The 16,922-nt window shown below is 53.1% G+C and carries 20 protein-coding genes; 8 read left to right on the top strand and 12 right to left on the bottom strand.

Going from position 1 to position 16,922, the window contains the following annotated elements; translation table 11 throughout:
* The 4 genes from ACEQ15_RS09265 to ACEQ15_RS09250 form a co-directional block, all read left to right on the top strand.
* Positions 1 to 709 (top strand): sulfite exporter TauE/SafE family protein (locus tag ACEQ15_RS09265; RefSeq protein WP_370278861.1); only part of this gene is annotated, 709 nt, incomplete at its 5' end.
* A 31-nt stretch (positions 710 to 740) separates the two neighbouring features.
* Positions 741 to 1,457 (top strand): tRNA (N6-threonylcarbamoyladenosine(37)-N6)-methyltransferase TrmO, encoded by a 717-nt coding sequence (tsaA, locus tag ACEQ15_RS09260; RefSeq protein WP_370278860.1) that lies wholly within the window; start codon positions 741 to 743, stop codon positions 1,455 to 1,457.
* Positions 1,458 to 1,539: 82 nt separating this feature from the next.
* Positions 1,540 to 2,799: a diguanylate cyclase domain-containing protein gene (locus ACEQ15_RS09255; RefSeq protein WP_370278859.1), complete on the top strand. Its 1,260-nt coding sequence runs from the start codon at positions 1,540 to 1,542 to the stop codon at positions 2,797 to 2,799.
* Positions 2,800 to 2,896: 97 nt separating this feature from the next.
* Positions 2,897 to 3,265 carry a hypothetical protein gene (locus ACEQ15_RS09250; RefSeq protein ID WP_370278858.1) on the top strand — a complete coding sequence of 123 codons (369 nt, stop codon included), beginning with the start codon at positions 2,897 to 2,899 and terminating at the stop codon, positions 3,263 to 3,265.
* A 71-nt stretch (positions 3,266 to 3,336) separates the two neighbouring features.
* Here ACEQ15_RS09250 and ACEQ15_RS09245 read toward each other — a convergent pair whose 3' ends face one another.
* The 4 genes from ACEQ15_RS09245 to ACEQ15_RS09230 form a co-directional block, all read right to left on the bottom strand.
* Positions 3,337 to 3,957 (bottom strand): DoxX family protein, encoded by a 621-nt coding sequence (locus tag ACEQ15_RS09245; protein ID WP_370278857.1) that lies wholly within the window; start codon positions 3,955 to 3,957, stop codon positions 3,337 to 3,339.
* Between the two features lie 103 nt (positions 3,958 to 4,060).
* The gene (locus ACEQ15_RS09240) at positions 4,061 to 4,837 is read right to left on the bottom strand and encodes a DUF2063 domain-containing protein (protein ID WP_370278856.1); all 777 of its coding nucleotides are present in this window, start codon (positions 4,835 to 4,837) and stop codon (positions 4,061 to 4,063) included.
* Positions 4,818 to 5,669 (bottom strand): DUF692 domain-containing protein, encoded by an 852-nt coding sequence (locus ACEQ15_RS09235; RefSeq protein ID WP_370278855.1) that lies wholly within the window; start codon positions 5,667 to 5,669, stop codon positions 4,818 to 4,820. The genes ACEQ15_RS09240 and ACEQ15_RS09235 overlap by 20 nt, the downstream gene beginning before the upstream one ends.
* 77 nt (positions 5,670 to 5,746) lie before the next feature.
* Positions 5,747 to 6,208 (bottom strand): hypothetical protein, encoded by a 462-nt coding sequence (locus ACEQ15_RS09230; protein WP_370278854.1) that lies wholly within the window; start codon positions 6,206 to 6,208, stop codon positions 5,747 to 5,749.
* Positions 6,209 to 6,453: 245 nt separating this feature from the next.
* Between ACEQ15_RS09230 and ACEQ15_RS09225 the strand changes: the two genes are divergently transcribed.
* Both ACEQ15_RS09225 and bioA read left to right on the top strand, forming a co-directional pair.
* Complete coding sequence (locus tag ACEQ15_RS09225; protein ID WP_370278853.1) at positions 6,454 to 7,437, top strand: SLAC1 anion channel family protein; 984 nt, start codon at positions 6,454 to 6,456, stop codon at positions 7,435 to 7,437.
* 80 nt (positions 7,438 to 7,517) lie between these two features.
* Complete coding sequence (gene bioA / locus ACEQ15_RS09220) at positions 7,518 to 8,810, top strand: adenosylmethionine--8-amino-7-oxononanoate transaminase (RefSeq protein ID WP_370278852.1); 1,293 nt, start codon at positions 7,518 to 7,520, stop codon at positions 8,808 to 8,810.
* Here the strand turns inward: bioA and ACEQ15_RS09215 are convergent.
* Positions 8,807 to 9,457: a methyltransferase domain-containing protein gene (locus ACEQ15_RS09215; RefSeq protein ID WP_370278851.1), complete on the bottom strand. Its 651-nt coding sequence runs from the start codon at positions 9,455 to 9,457 to the stop codon at positions 8,807 to 8,809. The genes bioA and ACEQ15_RS09215 overlap by 4 nt on opposite strands.
* Before the next feature lie 64 nt (positions 9,458 to 9,521).
* Here ACEQ15_RS09215 and ACEQ15_RS09210 point away from each other — a divergent pair, with 64 nt between their 5' ends.
* Both ACEQ15_RS09210 and ACEQ15_RS09205 read left to right on the top strand, forming a co-directional pair.
* Positions 9,522 to 9,953, top strand: a complete 432-nt coding sequence (locus ACEQ15_RS09210; protein WP_370278850.1) for an acyl-CoA thioesterase — start codon at positions 9,522 to 9,524, stop codon at positions 9,951 to 9,953.
* Between the two features lie 382 nt (positions 9,954 to 10,335).
* Complete coding sequence (locus tag ACEQ15_RS09205; RefSeq protein WP_370278849.1) at positions 10,336 to 12,021, top strand: methyl-accepting chemotaxis protein; 1,686 nt, start codon at positions 10,336 to 10,338, stop codon at positions 12,019 to 12,021.
* Between the two features lie 66 nt (positions 12,022 to 12,087).
* On the opposite strand, the gene dnaB is transcribed toward ACEQ15_RS09205, so the two are convergent.
* From dnaB to trpC, 7 genes are all read right to left on the bottom strand, one after another.
* Entirely contained in the window at positions 12,088 to 13,482 is a 1,395-nt protein-coding gene (gene dnaB, locus ACEQ15_RS09200; protein ID WP_282350074.1) for a replicative DNA helicase, read from the bottom strand.
* Between the two features lie 178 nt (positions 13,483 to 13,660).
* Entirely contained in the window at positions 13,661 to 14,107 is a 447-nt protein-coding gene (rplI, locus tag ACEQ15_RS09195; RefSeq protein ID WP_370278848.1) for a 50S ribosomal protein L9, read from the bottom strand.
* Positions 14,108 to 14,161: 54 nt separating this feature from the next.
* Complete coding sequence (gene rpsR, locus ACEQ15_RS09190) at positions 14,162 to 14,389, bottom strand: 30S ribosomal protein S18 (RefSeq protein WP_193952017.1); 228 nt, start codon at positions 14,387 to 14,389, stop codon at positions 14,162 to 14,164.
* A 31-nt stretch (positions 14,390 to 14,420) separates the two neighbouring features.
* A complete protein-coding gene (gene rpsF, locus ACEQ15_RS09185) occupies positions 14,421 to 14,840 on the bottom strand; it encodes a 30S ribosomal protein S6 (protein WP_370278847.1) in 420 nt (139 codons plus the stop codon).
* A gap of 129 nt (positions 14,841 to 14,969) precedes the next feature.
* Positions 14,970 to 15,437, bottom strand: a complete 468-nt coding sequence (locus ACEQ15_RS09180; protein WP_370278846.1) for a DUF2799 domain-containing protein — start codon at positions 15,435 to 15,437, stop codon at positions 14,970 to 14,972.
* A gap of 196 nt (positions 15,438 to 15,633) precedes the next feature.
* On the bottom strand, positions 15,634 to 16,041 hold the full coding sequence (locus tag ACEQ15_RS09175) for an OsmC family protein (RefSeq protein ID WP_370278862.1): 408 nt from the start codon (positions 16,039 to 16,041) through the stop codon (positions 15,634 to 15,636).
* Positions 16,042 to 16,110: 69 nt separating this feature from the next.
* Positions 16,111 to 16,920 carry an indole-3-glycerol phosphate synthase TrpC gene (trpC, locus tag ACEQ15_RS09170; RefSeq protein ID WP_370278844.1) on the bottom strand — a complete coding sequence of 270 codons (810 nt, stop codon included), beginning with the start codon at positions 16,918 to 16,920 and terminating at the stop codon, positions 16,111 to 16,113.
* Positions 16,921 to 16,922 lie beyond the last annotated feature (2 nt).

The following is a 16,922-nucleotide window of genomic DNA, read 5'->3' as shown; positions in this document are numbered from 1 at the left end:
GCTGATTACCGGTATATCCAAGGGCGGCTTTGGTGGTGGTTTGGGGTTGTTGGCCGTACCGATGATGTCCTTTGTGATCTCACCGGTCCAAGCAGCTGCCATCATGCTGCCGATCCTCTGCCTGATGGATGTCTTTGGGGTGATCCGTTTTCGAAAGTTCGCCGATTGGAGCCACCTGTCAAGTCTGTTGCCCGCGGCCCTGCTGGGCATTTTGCTGGGCACCTTCAGCTTCCACTACCTGAACGAAGCACAGATCAAGCTGATGATCGGCATAGTTGCTATGGCCTTTGTGCTCAACCATCTGCGTGGTAAAGGCAAGGATGAAGCAAAACCACGCAGTGTATGGCGCGGCAGTTTCTGGGGTGTGATCGGTGGTTTTACCAGTTTTGGTGTCCATGCCGGTGGCGCGCCACTCAATATCTACCTACTCCCCCTGAAACTGGATAAAACCGCATTCGTCGGCACCACGGTGATCTTCTTCACCACCGTGAACTACATCAAGTTGGTGCCCTACTTCTGGCTGGGCCAGTTTACGGTCGATACGCTGCTGACTGCATTGGTGCTGGCACCGCTGGCTCCGCTGGGTGTGTATATAGGCAGTTTTCTGCACCACCGCATGGATGAGCGCTGGTTCTACAAGTTCTGTTACGGACTGCTGGCCCTGGCAGGTGCCAAGCTGTTGTTTGATGGCATCAGCGGTTTGATATAATCAACGGCTCAACAACTCACAGGAAATCTCCGTGATCGACTCACTTAACCTGCAGCCGATTGCCGTTGTCCGCAGCGCGTTCAAAGAAAAATTTGGCATCCCCCGTCAGCCCGGTCTGGCCAACAGCATTATCTCCACCATCGAACTGTTGCCTGAATTCGCCTCCGCCGAAGCGGTACGTGGTTTGGAGCAGGCCAGCCATATCTGGCTGATCTTTGTCTTCAGCGAGTGTGTTGATAAAGGCTGGAGCCCGCTGGTGCGCCCGCCTCGTCTGGGCGGTAATAAAAAACTGGGGGTATTTGCCACCCGCTCACCGTTCCGTCCCAATCCGGTGGGCCTATCACCGGTAAAATTGGAAGCGGTGCGGGTAGAAGGCAACAAGGTATTTCTGGATGTACGCGGTGCCGACCTGCTGGATGGCACACCAATCCTGGATATCAAACCTTACCTGCCTTACTCCGACGTGATCGAAGATGCAGAGTTTGCGGTAGCGGACAAAATTGAGAAACTCGATCTGCCCGTGGTATTTTCACCCGAGGCCAAAACCGTATGTGAGTTGTACGAGCAAAACAGCGGATCATCCCTGACCGAACAGATCTGCGATATTCTCAGCTGTGACCCTCGTCCGGCCTACAAGAAAAACGATTCAGAACGCGTTTATGGTGTAAAACTTCATAACTTCGATATACGCTGGCAAATAACGAACGATCAAATATACGTTGAATCGATCGTTAGCACGGGAACCTAGCCAAAAGACCAATGGTCTTTATTAGGTGTCCTCGCTGAGCATGAAGGACCGATACTCAAATAGTCATACAGGAAGCGAGTAGATGCGTATCCTAGCAGTAGATCCCAACCGCGCATTCCACCAGCTGCTGAAAAGTCAGGTTCAGCCTATCGGCTGTGAACTCGACAGCTGCACCAATGGATACGAAACTCTGAAAGCACTGGAAGAGCACCAGTATGATCTGATCACCCTGGCCCGCTATATCCAGCCTGATGACTATCTGCCGCTGCTCAAACATATCCGTGCCATGCCCAAGTACCAGTTCACCCCGGTACTGCTGATCGCCTACGACTATGACTTCAACTTCGTAAAGGAAGCGGTCTCTCAGGGCATTACCGATGTACTAGACCGCCACCAGCCCGAACAGCTGGTGAACGGCATCATCCGTCTGCTGCGCAAAAGTGATTACCGCTTTGCAGATAATGTGCTGCTGGTTGAAGACAGCCCCACCAATGGCCAACTGGTTACATCTATGCTGGAGCAGCGTGGTATGTCGGTGGAGTGGCACCAGACCTACTCGGATGCACTGGATGTACTGGAGTACAAAGAGTTTGATCTGATCATTACCGACCTGTTGCTGGACGAGAAACACACCGGCCTGGAGCTGTTGCACAACATCCGTCACCATAAACGCCCCACGATCAACAATCTGCCGGTGATTGCACTGACCGGTTTTAACGATCCATCCCGGCGTTTACTGGCCTTTCACCTCGGCGCCGACGACTTTGTCAGTAAACCGTTCTCCGAAGAGGAACTGCTGGTACGCATCGACCGCGTTCTGAGCCGTCACAAACTGGTGACCCAGCTGCAAAAGCGTGAGGCCCAGCTGACCGAAATGGCCCTGTTTGATGCACTCACCAAGGTATACAACCGCCACGGTCTGAGTGAACTGATGCGCAAACGTATCGCCAACTGCCACCGTCACGAAATCCCCGGCGTTATGCTGGTGATCGATCTGGATCACTTCAAAGAGCTCAACGACACCTTTGGCCACCCCTTTGGTGACTCCGTGCTGCGCCTGGTCGGCCAGACCCTGAACGATATTGTGCGCGATGACGATATCGCTGGGCGTTGGGGCGGTGACGAATTCCTGCTATTCCTGCCGTACTGTGACCTGAAAGGCGCCACAACAATCGCCAAACGCATCCGCGCACGCCTGCAACAGCGCAGCGACCGGGTTCACTGCACCATCGGTCTCAGTCAGCTAAAACCAGGCGACACCCTGGAAACACTGATTGCACGGGCCGACAAAGCCCTCTACAAAGGCAAAGAACTCAACAAAGGCGGCTACGCGATGGCCTGAGGCCAGCAGACACCGGCACCTACTCGCGAACAATTCATGGCAGGTTCAGGCAAACCCAATTACCCTGCTTACTATCGCTATAACTAAGGTACTTCCCGTGCGCAAACTGTCTCACTCCCTGCTGGTATTCTCTCTGGCGACCGTACTGAACGCCCCAATTGCACTGGCGGAAAGTGAACCGCAATGGGGTGAAACCGAGCGCTGGATCGGTGAGCTGTCGCAGAAGCTGTTGGAAAAAGGCGCTGTCAGCGGCACCTACCTGAACAACTATCTGCAGTGTCTGCAGGACGAAAAAAGCCTGCGTGAAGAACCTGACTCCGATCTGGAGAAACTCTGGCAGCAATTGCTTGGCGCGAGCCACAGCTGCGCACCTGTTATTGAAGAGATGGTCGAAGCCCTGAAGAAAGATGATGCGGAGGCCGACGCATTGCGCCAGCAGCTGCAGGATTTGGAACGCAGCCTGTGATTCCAGCGCGTTAAACCAGACACAAAAAAGGGTGCTATCAAGGCACCCTTTTTACTGTTGCGATCTGCTGATCAGGATTCTACAGCCTGCGGGCGGAATTTCTTCGCCAGCCAGTAATCCACACTGAAGTAGCGACCACCACCGGTGAAGAACAGCGCCAGCAACATGATGAAGTAGGTTGCCGCAAACTCAATGCCGTTGTTCAGGATCACCACAGAGCCTCGACCGGTCAACCAACTATAGTTCCCGTTTTCACGCAGGATAGATTTCACACGATCCAGACGCTCCGCCGCTTCCATTACACGGTCATTTGCCAGCCAGCTGCTCGCATCGGAGATCGCCAGCCAGCCGTTTTCCCAGTGTACAGTCAGTGCGGCCACCAACATGGTCACCATCAGCGGGATGGAGATCCAGCGGGTTGCAAAGCCGATGATCAGCGCCAAACCACCGAAGAATTCGGTACCCGCTGCCAGTGCAGCCATCACTTCCGGCATCGGCAGGCCCAGACCCCATTCCGGGTTACCAAACCATGCAGCCGTATCTTCAAAGTGGGACAGCTTGTTGTAACCTGCCTGCATCAGTACCGGTGCCAGATATAAGCGCAGCAATAGCGGCGCCAGACCGTCCATTTGACGGGTATAGTCCAGCACGTCGTGCACTTTGTTATAGGTATTTATAAGTGCGTTAGCCATGTGTCAGCTCCTCAAATCCTTCACTCTTATTCACGCCGCCGATCAATAACTGATACAGCTTTAGTTCACCCTGATGGCCGCAAGCACGGCCACAATTAAGCTTTTAGACCAGCGTACCGAGGATGACCCCGTTGGCACGCAACTGTTCTAATGTTTGCAGTCCACCGGCCACAACCTGTTCCGGCTGTGGGTGCTGCAACTCTTGTGCTATCTGCTCCAGCGCCTGCTGACCGGTCAGCTCTTCAGATTCGGCTAGCAGGTAGAGCAAACGGGCAGTTACCGGATTGATCTCCATAAACTGCACCGCATCCTCCCGATTGCGGTAGGCAATCAGGTAGGTTGGCTGGTCGCCCGGCTCCTGTGGCAGATATTCACTGCATATACAGTGCACGCGATACTGATACGCCAAAGACCATGCCAAAGGAGACTGTACCGGGTGGCCCGCCAATAGATCCCCGTTCGGATCTACCCCTTCAACAGGCAGGTCCACTTCCGAGCTATCGAGCGCCAGCTCAACCCATTCGTAATGGAGCAGCTCCCGCATAAAGGGCTGATCCTCTTCGTCCGGCGCACGGTCGCCATTGACGTATTCGATAAATTCCTGGCCAATCTCAAGGAAATACGGCGTGTGGCAGCGGTGCTTGTCAAAGAAATCACGCACCGTGCGATGCCAGTATTCGTCGCTGGAGATCGCCTTATACACCGGAAAGTTGCCCGCCAGGAAACCTTCCACGTTGTTGTAAAACAGCTCACGATAGATCTGCATCCGGCGCTCTTCGATACCCGCCGGTGCCGCGTTGGCTTCCGGGTTGCGGATATGGGCCGCAAAGCCATATTGCAACGCCTGGAAATCGTCTTTGTTATGCGACGGTGCGGTCATTGCGCTCCCTCCAGGCCTGTTGATAACCACGAATCTGATCCACTTCCTGCAACAACTCCGCCATCGGAGGGATGTTGAAGTCACGTTCCAGCAGGGTTGGCACCGCACCAAACTGGTCGTATGCCTGCTGCAGCAGTTTCCAAACCGGATCGACCACGTCGGCACCGTGGGTATCGACAATCAGGTCTTCCGCTTCGTTGTAGTGACCGGCAACATGGATGTACATGATGCGATCGGCCGGCATCGCCGCCAGAAACTCCTCAGCGTTGTATTTGTGGTTAATGCTGTTTACATAGATATTGTTCACATCCAAAAGCAGGTCACAGTCCGCCTCGTCCAGCACCGCCAGCAGGAACTCCAGTTCCGTCATTTCATGGCTTGGCGCGGCGTAAAAAGAGACGTTTTCAACCGCAATCTTCTGCTCCAGCACGTCCTGTGTCTGCCGGATACGCTGGGCCACGTAGTGCACAGCCTCCTCAGTAAAAGGAATCGGCATCAGGTCGTAGAGATGTCCGTCATCGGTGCAGTAACTCAGGTGTTCTGAGTAACCGCGGATGTTGTGCTCTTTCATGAACACTTTCAGGCGGTTCAGAAAATCCAGATCCAGGGGTGAAGGGCCACCCAACGAGAGGGACAAACCGTGGGTCATTACCGGGTAACGCTCCGCCGCCTCACGGAACTTCTTACCAAAGCGACCGCCCAAGCCAATCCAGTTTTCCGGTGCTACTTCCAGAAAATCGATCCGTGATGGATCCACGTCTGGTAGCGTATCTGCCATGCATCGGCGGTAACCGACACCTGCGCCTGTTACCGGATAACCTTGCTCTCTCATCTGTCCTTTCCTCACGCCTTGCTAAAAACAGGGCTTCGAAATCCGAAGCCCTGGGGTGTTACAGGTAGAAGTGCTGATTAGCTCTTACCACCGCATTTACCTTCACCACATTTACCTTCGGTAGGCTTTTTCTCGCCGCCACATTTGCCTTCACCGCACTTGCCTTCGGAAGACGCTTTGTCGCCGCCGCACTTACCTTCACCACACTTACCTTCGGAAGATGCTTTGTCGCCGCCGCACTTGCCTTCACCGCATTTACCTTCGGAAGAAGACTTTTCGCCGCCACATTTACCTTCACCGCACTTACCTTCGGAAGAAGACTTCTCGCCGCCGCACTTACCTTCGCCGCATTTGCCTTCTTCAGTTTTCTTCGCACCGTGGTTATCAGCCAGCTGTACCTGCGCGTAACCGGAGTCCAGTTCAGCAGCCGCGAATGGGTTAGCAGCAGCGTTTGCAGTTGTCGCCGTCGCAACACCCGCAACCAGCGCCAGACCAACTGCAGCAACAACAGGTTTCAGAGTAGATTTAGTAGTAGCCATTGTTTTCACCCTCATTCTTCTCGTAGTAGAAGTTTTAACAATTATTGGTTTCGTTTCTTATTCAAATTGCCGATCACATCCTGTGGTTGGCAGTGGAAAAGCGCTGACATCATCTACCCGCTTTTCCGATCTCCTGTCACCCATCCGGACTGTCCGGGTAGATGAATTAAATTCTTTTTCCCTTGGCCTTGCGCTTTGACTGAATTAATATATTAGATCATTCTAATTTAACTTGGAGACTATAAATGGCTGATACTGCCACTTCATCCTCTCCTGCTTCGTCAAAGCTTCAACATTTCCCGATCGCATTCTTTGCAATGATTATGGGAACGACCGGCCTCACTTTGGCCTGGCAGAAAGCTGCTGAAGTATTGCAGCTTCCGGCTCTGGTGAGTCAGGTCATGTTGATTCTGGTTGCCTGTCTCTTTCTGGCCGTGTGTCTTGGGTACGTGCTCAAGATACTGCGCTTTCCTGAAATGAGCCTGAAAGAATTTCATCATCCGATAAAAATTAGTTTTTTTCCTGCATTTTCCATTTCACTGCTTTTGCTGAGTGTGGCAACAGTACAAGTATCGGCAGATCTATCCCTGTATCTGTGGGCGGTAGGCTGTGTGATGCACCTAGGTTTTACCCTGCATGTGATCACCCAGTGGATTCATCATCCAAAATTTCAGATTCAACATAGTACACCGGCGTGGTTTATTCCTGTGGTCGGCAACATCATTGTGCCTATTGCCGGTGTTACCCATGGTTTTGTCGAACTGAGCTGGTTCTTCTTCAGTATTGGTATCGTTTATTGGATCGTCCTGAAGACACTGATCTTTAACCGCGTCCTGTTCCACGACCCGCTGCCGGAAAAACTGCTGCCAACCCTGTTTATCCTGATCGCACCACCGGCTGTCGGTTTTATCTCCTACACTAAGCTGAACGCTGGTGAGATCGACGGTTTCGCGCGCATCCTATTCTATTCTGCGATGTTCCTGGTTTTGCTGCTGTTTACTCAGTTAGAACGTTTTCGTCGGATTCCGTTCTTCCTCTCCTGGTGGGCCTACTCGTTCCCACTGGCAGCGTCCTCTATCGCAATTCAGACGATGTATCTCAAAACCGGCTCCAGCTTTTTTGGCCTACTGTCCTGGGTCTCTCTGGTGGTGGCCAGCCTGGTGATTGCCCTGCTGCTGTTCAAAACCTTTAAGGCGGTACGCAGCGGTGGCGTGTTCAAGCCGGATTGATGCAGATCCCTTGAAGCGGATAGAAAAGCGGGCTCTAATGGGAGCCCGTTTATTATTCAGCTTTGAGAATTCCGCACGTTATGGCCGAGATCACTCCTGAACAGCTGGCGTTCGACCAGCAGCACATCTGGCACCCTTACTCCTCCATGGTAAATCCACCACCAATGTATCCTGTGGTATCTGCGGAAGGGGTACGTTTGACGCTGAGTGATGGCCGGGAGCTGATAGACGGTATGGCGTCCTGGTGGTCGGTGATCCACGGCTATAACAACCCGGTACTGAACGAAGCGGCGCATAGCCAGATCGACAAGATGTCCCACGTGATGTTTGGAGGGCTCACCCACGAACCGGCGATCGAGCTGAGCCGCAAACTGGTTACGATGACACCGGAACCGCTGGACAAGGTCTTCATTGCCGACTCAGGTTCGGTTTCGGTGGAAGTGGCACTGAAGATGGCAATCCAGTACTGGCACGCCCGCGGACGAGCCAGCAAACACAAGCTGATCACCATCCGCAACGGTTACCACGGCGACACCTTCGGAGCGATGTCGGCCTGTGACCCTGTAAACGGCATGCACGAGATCTTTACCGGCGTGCTACCCCAGCACTTTTTCGCACCGGCACCGCAGATCGGCTTTGATGAGCCTTGGGATGAAAGTGATATTGCCGAGCTGGCCCAACTGCTGGAGCAGCATCACAACGAGATTGCGGCACTGATTCTGGAACCTGTGGTACAGGGTGCAGGTGGTATGCGCTTCTACTCTCCAGACTATCTGAAACGTGCCCGTGCCCTGTGCGACCAATACGATGTGCTGCTGATTGCCGATGAAATTGCCACCGGTTTTGGCCGCAGCGGCAAGCTGTTCGCCTGCGAACACGCGGGTATCGTGCCGGATATCCTCTGCCTGGGTAAAGCGATCACCGGTGGATATATGACGCTGGCTGCCACCCTAACCACCTCCCATATCGGCGAAACCATCTCCAAGGGTGGTGCCGGTTGCTTTATGCACGGCCCAACGTTTATGGGCAATCCGCTGGCATGCTCGGTGGCCAACGCCAGTTTGGGTTTGTTGCTGGAGATGGATTGGCAAAGTGCCGTCAACCGCATCGAAGCCGGTCTGAAGTCCGGTCTTGCCCCAGCCAAGAAGCTGCAGAGTGTTGCCGATGTGCGCTGCCTGGGCGCGATTGGTGTGATTGAGATGAAAGAGCCCGTAGAAACTGCCGAGATCCAGAAGCTGTTTATTGAGCGAGGCCTGTGGATCCGCCCATTCGGCAAACTGGTGTATGTCATGCCACCGTACGTGATGAGCGATGCCGATCTGGCCCAGTTGAGCTCCGGCATGGTGGAGAGCATCCGCGAATACCGCGGCTAATCTTCAGTCTCTTCCAGCGGGATAGGATGAGCCACCCCCAGGATAATCGGCGAAACAATGCGTGGATAATCCGGGTGGCGCTCATCCCGAATCTGTTCAAACCGAAATCCGGCCTGCTCAATGGTTTTGCGGGTCGGCCGGTTCAGTTCACAGCCACAGGCAAACTTCCGCCAGATCGGATTCAGACGGTTTTGCCACCCCTGTAAGCGCGGTGATTCTGTGTTTGCTGCTACATGCTCAAATACCAATAACTGCCCCTCTGGCTTGAGCACCCGATGCACCTCGGCCAGCATCCGTCCCGGATCAGGCACGGTACACAGCACCAGACAGCAGATCACCGTATCCAAGCTGTTCTCTGCAAACGGCAAGTGATGACCATCACCACAGATCAGTTGGATTTTTTTTGCTTGCTCTTTAGAAAGTTGCTGGCGCACCTGTTCCGCCCGCGTCATTAGCGGGGTTTCCGGCTCCAACGCCCATAAGGTGTTCAGTTTGTCGGAATAAAACTTAAAGTTGGCGCCCGTACCCGATCCTAACTCCAGTACCTGCCCTTGAGCCTGGGCGATCAATTCGGTACGTTCCTTGTCCATCTTGCCGGATGCCCAATCCAGCAAGCGCGGAAAGATCCATTGCCTGTAGGGATTCATTTACCCACACCGTCTCTTCGAATAACATCAACAACACTGATGTTTGATTTAACAGGGAATTATCATGGCACGCATTAAGATCGATATGCCAGAGCATTACACCTTTACCACAGACCTGCCGATCCGTATCAGCGACATCAACTACGGCGGTCATCTCAGCAACGATGCCGTACTGTCGATGATTCACGAAGCTCGTGTGCAATTTCTGGCGAACTACCACTACAACGAGCTGGATGTAGAAGGTGCAGGCATTATCATGACCGACTCTGCCATTGTGTATAAGTCAGAGGGTTTCTACGGCGATAATGTACAGATCAGCGTTACGGTTGGTGATTTCAACAAATACGGCTGTGATATCTTCTACTTACTCTCCAACAAGAAAACGGCGGTCGAAGTCGCCCACGCCAAAACCGGCATCGTGTTCTTTGATTATGACCAGCGCAAAGTGATCACCGTTCCGGAAGGCTTCCGCGCCAAGATGGAAAAGGAAACCTGATCAGCGCTGTACAACAAAAAAGGCCGAAGTGAACACTTCGGCCTTTTTGCTTATAGCTCATATTCAGATGCCCGGAATCCCGATCGGTCCGGGCAGATCAGGTATAGGTGAGCAGGCACTCAACAGCACGGCCATTCCAACAACATACAGAAACTTTTTTCCCATCACTCAACCTAGCCCACTGCTGCATAGTTACAGATGCCGCGCATCCTAACATAACCTTCATTTTCTAGAGCCAGGCTGCGCAGATAGAGGTTCTTTTTTACCTTCGCGACAGAATGTCTCACTACAAAAAACAACAGAAAATTCATTCAAGAATTTGACACGACACAATACCTGACCAATATTTGTTCAATCTACTCATGCATAGGGACGAAGGATTATGGTGCGTGCAGTTCAGGACTTCAGTTTCGCAGTCAAAATTGGCTTTATAGTTGCGCTGCTTCTCAGCCTTCTGGTCATCACGTCCGTATTTGGCATCTATAAAATCACCTTGGTTGGTCAGGAGATGGAGACCATTTCCAAGGAGGATATGCCCCTTATCGAACTTGTCTCCGATGTCACCATTAAACAGCTGGAAAAAGCGATCCTGATCGAAAAAGCGATGCGTAGCGCAGGCGCCGGTCGGGATACGGACAACATCAGCCACCTCCATAAAAATATCACCCAGCTTGCAGAAGTGATCGACAAGGAGATCAAGCAGGGTGAGGAGATCATTGCTGTCGCCAAAACACACGCGATTTCCGAACAACAAGAGAAAGAGCTTATTCAACTGGAAAAGGACCTGTTTGCGATCGAGGAAGAACATCACGTTTACGAACAGAAAGTCGAAGCCCTTCTGGCCGTACTTGAAAGTGGGCAGCAGGTTTCCAATACACAAGTTCTGGAACTTGAGGAAGCTCAAACCGAGATCGATCATCATCTTACAACCTTGCTAAAAGGTGTGGAAAAGATGACCGAACACGCCATGGAAACCGTTTCCCATGACGAACAGGAAGCGTTACAGGGAATGATCATACTCTCACTGATCTCAGTGATCTTCGGTCTGATTATGGGTATTGCCCTGACCCGCTCCATCACACGTCCTTTGCGTTCGGCGGTATCTGCAGCGGAGCGCCTGGCTCAGGGCGACCTGACGGTGCAGATCGACAGCACCGGGCGGGATGAAACCGGTCAGTTGCTCACAGCGATGAAACATATGGCCGCACAATTGCTGGACACGGTCTCGCATATCTCCTCCGCAGCGGAGCAACTCAACAAAGCCACCTCAGGTATGTCGTCCATCACCACGGATACGGCTACGTGTATGGAATCCCAGCGGAACAACCTCAATCAGACAGCTGCAGCTGTGCATGAGATGTCAGCCACTGTGGGCGAGATTGCCCAGAGCGCCCAACTGGCTGCGACCTCTACCTCCTCGGCGGACATGGAAACCAAAGAGGGACTGAAGGTGATCGACAACGTCAACGGCATGATCTCCTCCCTTTCGGACGATATTGCCAGCACCAAGGAAGCGATTACCCGCCTGGATGAGCAGACTGCAAACGTAGGTTCGATTCTGGAAGTTATCACCGATATCGCCGATCAGACCAACCTGCTCGCCCTCAACGCGGCGATAGAAGCCGCCCGCGCCGGAGAGCAGGGTCGAGGATTTGCAGTCGTAGCGGACGAGGTACGTACACTGGCCAGCCGTACGCAGGATTCGATCACCACCATCCACCAACTGATCACATCACTGCAGCAGGAATCGAAAAACTCCGTCACCGCCATGGAGCTTGGCGAGAAGAAGGTGGAAGAGAGTGTAGAGATGGCCCGTAAAGCCAGCAGTGCGCTGATTACCATCGAACGCGCGGTATCCTCGATTACCGAGATGAACCTGCAGATTGCCAGTGCTTCAGAAGAGCAAAGTGTTGTGGCCGAACAGATCAACAGCTCGGTCACCGAGATCCATCAGGCCAGTGAGGATACCAATAACGGTGCCCAGCAGATTGCGGTATCCACCGGTGAACTGTCACAGATGGCACTGAGCCTCAGAAACCTGGTGCAGCAATTTAAGATTGCGACCTAAGACTGAAAACCAACAGGCACAAAAAAGGCTGCTCACAACGGGCAGCCTTTTTATATCACTGATGGGTTAGTCGTCCATGCCCGCGTACTGGGCATACACATCCGGCGCAAGGTTCTCAAACTTGGTGTACTTACCGATAAACGCCAGACGGCTGGTACCAATTGGACCGTTACGCTGCTTACCGATAATGATCTCGGCCACGCCCTTATCCGGTGAGTCTTCGTTGTAGACCTCATCACGGTAGATGAACATGATCACGTCGGCGTCCTGCTCGATCGCACCGGATTCACGCAGGTCGGAGTTTACCGGACGTTTGTTGGGACGTTGCTCCAGGGAACGGTTCAGCTGCGACAGCGCCACCACCGGGCACTCCAGCTCCTTCGCCAGTGCTTTCAGGGAACGCGAGATCTCGGAAATCTCTGCGGTACGGCCCTCGATGTTGCCAGTCTTGATACGCATCAGCTGCAGATAGTCGACCATGATCATGGCGATATCGCCGTGCTCACGAACGATACGGCGGGCGCGAGTACGCATCTCGTTCGGGCTGATACCGGCCGTATCATCGATAAACAACGGTTTGTCACGCATGATGTTGACGGCGGTAGTCAGCTTTGGCCAATCCTCATCTTCCAGCTTACCGGTACGGATACGGGTTTGGTCGATACGCCCCAGGGAAGACAGCATACGCGTTACCAGCTGATCCGCGGGCATCTCCAAACTGAATACCAATACCGGGCGGTTGGTCGCCATCAGGGCGTTCTCCACCAGGTTCATGGCAAAGGTGGTTTTACCCATCGATGGACGCGCTGCCACAATGATCAGGTCAGACGGCTGCAAACCGGCTGTCTTGCCGTCCAGATCGTCAAAGCCGGTGGTTACACCGGTCATATCGCTGTCGTTGTTAAACAGGTAATCGATACGGTCCACCGCTTTTTTCAGCAGTGGATTGATATCCAGCGGGCCACCCTCGGTTGGGCGATCTTCCGCGATCTGGAAGATCTTGGCTTCAGCCTCGTTCAGTATTTCGTCGGATGCACGACCCTCGGGATTAAACGCACTCTCGGCAATCTCATTGGCGGCGCCAATCATCTTACGCAGCAATGCTCGATCACGCACAATTTCGCCGTATGCACGAATATTGGAAGCGCTTGGCGTGTTACGTGCCAGGTCAACCAGGTATTCCAGGCCACCGGCGTTGTCCAACTCACCTATCCGATCCAGCTCTTCCGACAACGTCACCACGTCGAGTGGCTGCCCGTTGTTCATCAGCTTGGTCATCGTGCGGAACACCAGACGGTGGTCGTGGCGGTAGAAGTTATCCTCTACCACTGTCTCCGCCACCGTATCCCAGGCGTTGTTATCCAGCATCAGACCACCCAATACGGATTGCTCTGCTTCTATCGAGTGTGGAGGGACTTTAATCTCTGCCAGTTCATCCTGGCTCTGTTCAGCGTAATCCATAGACTCTCGGTAAAGGAGGATAACTCAGTTGGTACAAACGGAAGAATCAGCCCAGTATGGCTGAAAAGAGGGAGCGATGCAGCCCGTTGCGGCCTATTTTACGGACTCCATGAAAACAAAAAAAGCACCGCCGGGCGCGAACCCATACGGTGCTTTTTCAGTAGAACGCTAACAGCAATTATTCAGCGACGATAGCCAGCTTGATAGTTGCCGTTACTTCTGGGTGCAGCTGGATAGCGATTTCGAACTCACCAGTGTGACGCAGAGCGCCTTCTGGCAGACGTACTTCGCTCTTCTCAACTTCTGCACCAGCAGCAGTGATCGCGTCAGCGATGTCTTTAGTACCGATAGAACCGAACAGCTTACCTTCGTCACCAGCTTTGGAAACGATAGTAACTTCTTTCTCGTTCAGTGCTTCAGCACGAGCGTTAGCAGCTGCCAGAGCTTCTGCAGCAGCAGCTTCCAGCTCAGCACGACGCTCTTCGAATTTAGCAACGTTAGCTTCGGTAGCAGGAACAGCTTTACCCTGTGGAACCAGGAAGTTACGGCCGTAACCAGCTTTTACGGAAACCTTGTCACCCAGGTTACCCAGCTTACCAATTTTTTCGAGCAGGATTACTTCCATCTCGGAAACCTCTTTGTCAGTTCTCTGCCAATCACTGGCAGTTTATTTCACAGCTTACTTGTGGCCGTCAGTGTATGGCAGCAGAGCGATGAAACGCGCGCGCTTGATCGCAGTAGCCAGCTGACGCTGGTAGCGAGCTTTAGTGCCAGTGATGCGGCTAGGTACGATTTTACCGGTTTCGGTAACGTAACCTTTCAGGGTGTCCAGATCTTTGTAATCGATCTCCTGAACACCTTCAGCGGTGAAACGACAGAACTTACGACGACGGAAAAAACGAGCCATTTTGGTCTCTCCTCAGAATGATGTCAGGTGATTACTCAGCAGAAGCTTCTTCAGATTTAGCTTCAGCTGGTGCTTCCTGTTTTGCTTCAGCAGCAGGCTTCTCGTCACGACGAGGCTTACGCTCTTCACGTGCTTCTGCAGCTTTGATTGGAGACACTTCAGTGATGGCTTCTTTACGACGAATAACCATGCTACGCAGCACAGCATCGTTGTAACGGAACAGGTTTTCCAGTTCGTCCAGCGCTTCCTGAGAACACTCAACGTTCATCAGAACGTAGTGTGCTTTGTGAGCGTTGTTGATTGGGTAAGCCAGGTGACGACGGCCCCAGTCTTCCAGACGGTGAATCTGACCGTCAGCACCAGTGATAACACCAGTGTAACGCTCGATCATTGCCGGAACCTGTTCGCTCTGGTTCGGGTGAACCAGGAATACGATTTCGTAATGACGCATTTCAGCTCCTTACGGGTTAATAGCCTTCGGGTGACTGCCTAAATGGCTCCGAAAGCAAGGAGGTTAATATTTAAGGACGCGGCATTATACGCTCAGTCAGGCCCGACATCAACCGGCATTACTGTTTACTCAGAAACAATCGAGCGCGGAGTAACGATAACGTGGCCGCCAGTGATAACCATGGTGATCGCCATATCGATGGTAGGCGGAATAATGATGAAAATCCCACAGACAACGCAGTCGTGCCTCTTGTCGTCCGAGGTTATAGGCCCGCTCAAAGGCAGCCTTCATATCCGCCGGACAGACATCACGGTAATAGTCGATCTGCAGTCCCAATTGATAGCCGTTTTCAGGCGTGCAGTAGAGTCGAACACCCGCCTCCTGTCCTTTGAGGTATTCATCCACCTGAACCTGAACGGGCACACCGTGTTTGTCACAGGATTTTTCATGTTCAAAGCGCCGCTCGGCAGAGAAGCCGTTGGCACCATCCCGTAAGCCGACGTCATACCAGTTTCCAGCAACACAGCTGTCTTTGCTGATTGACGCACAGCCAACCAAACCCAAATTCATCACTAACAACCCCAAAGCTCTGATCATTACAGTGCCTCCTCTAATTTGAGGCCGGGGCAGCTAGGGTCAGCGACACCCCGGTGACGGGAATACAGACTCCAGGGCAATACTTTCCTGATCTATCTATCAGACTGTGAGGCTATTCGCAGGGTTCAAAACGAAAAACGGGCCACCCGTTTAGGGGCAGCCCGTATTAATCATTCAGAGATCAGAGGTGCGTTGATTATTCGACCTCAACAATCTCGTAGCTGTGGGTGATGTTGACACCACCACGCTCCAACATCAGGGATGCAGAGCAGTACTCGTCAGCAGACAGCTTCACCGCGCGCGCGACGTGATTCTCTTTCAGCTTACGGCCGCTCACCACAAACTTAATGTGGATGTCGGTGAATACCGCAGGGATCTCGTCGGAACGCTTAGCATCGATCTCAGCCACGCAATCCACCACGTCCTGACGGGTCTTTTTCAGGATACCCACCACGTCGTAGCTGGTGCAGCCACCCAGGCCCAACAGCATCAGCTCCATCGGACGCGGGCCCTGTTTCAGCTCGCCGTCGATCATTACATCAAAACCGGAACCGGTTGTGCCCTGAAAACGCACATCACCGTCCCACTTAACTTTTGCACTCATATCCACGTTGGTCGTCTCCAGCAAAGAACCGGCCTGACGGTGCAGGCCTGAGTCGCTATCTTTATTATCTTATTCGAACAGCTCTTTGAGCTTGCTGCCCGGGTCTTCAGCGCGCATAAAGGCTTCACCCACCAGGAAGCTGTGAACATCACGTTCGCGCATCGCCGCCACATCATCTTGGGTGTGGATGCCACTTTCCGTCACCACAATGGTGTCTTCCGGAATGCGATCCAGCAGCTCAAAAGTGTGATCCAGCGACAGGTTGAAGGTGTGCAGGTCGCGGTTGTTGATACCGATCAGGCGGTTACCCAGCGGCAGCGCACGCTCCAGCTCTTCGCCGTTGTGCACTTCCACCAGCACGTCCATACCCAGCTCATGCGCCAACGTGTTCAGCTCGGCCATCTGCTGATCTTCCAGCGCCGCCACAATCAGCAGAATGCAGTCCGCACCGATGGCACGGGCTTCGTATACCTGATACGGATCGACGATAAAATCTTTGCGGATCACCGGCAGGGAGCAGGCTGCACGCGCCTGCTGCAGGTACTCTTCAGAGCCTTTGAAGTAATCCGCATCGGTCAGCACGGACAGGCAGCTTGCGCCACCCGCTTCGTAGGACTGTGCGATCTCTGCCGGGATGAAGTTTTCGCGAATCACACCTTTGGATGGGCTCGCTTTCTTCGCTTCCGCGATCACTGCAGATCGGCCTTCAGCGATGGCACGTGCCATGCTGTCAACAAATCCACGTGGATCGGTGTCTCCGCCTTTCTGCGCTTCGATCTGCGCTTTCAGGTCGTCGATGGAAACCTTGGCAGAACGCTCCGCCACTTCTTCCGCTTTACGTGCCAGAATCTTCTTCAGAATCGTTGGTGTATCAGACATCA

The sequence above is a fragment of the Pontibacterium sp. genome, assembly GCF_964228735.1.
Classification (GTDB): Bacteria; Pseudomonadota; Gammaproteobacteria; order Pseudomonadales; family Balneatricaceae; genus Pontibacterium.
The sequence above is the reverse complement of the archived record's forward strand: the minus strand, read 5'-3'. Positions and strand labels throughout refer to the sequence as shown.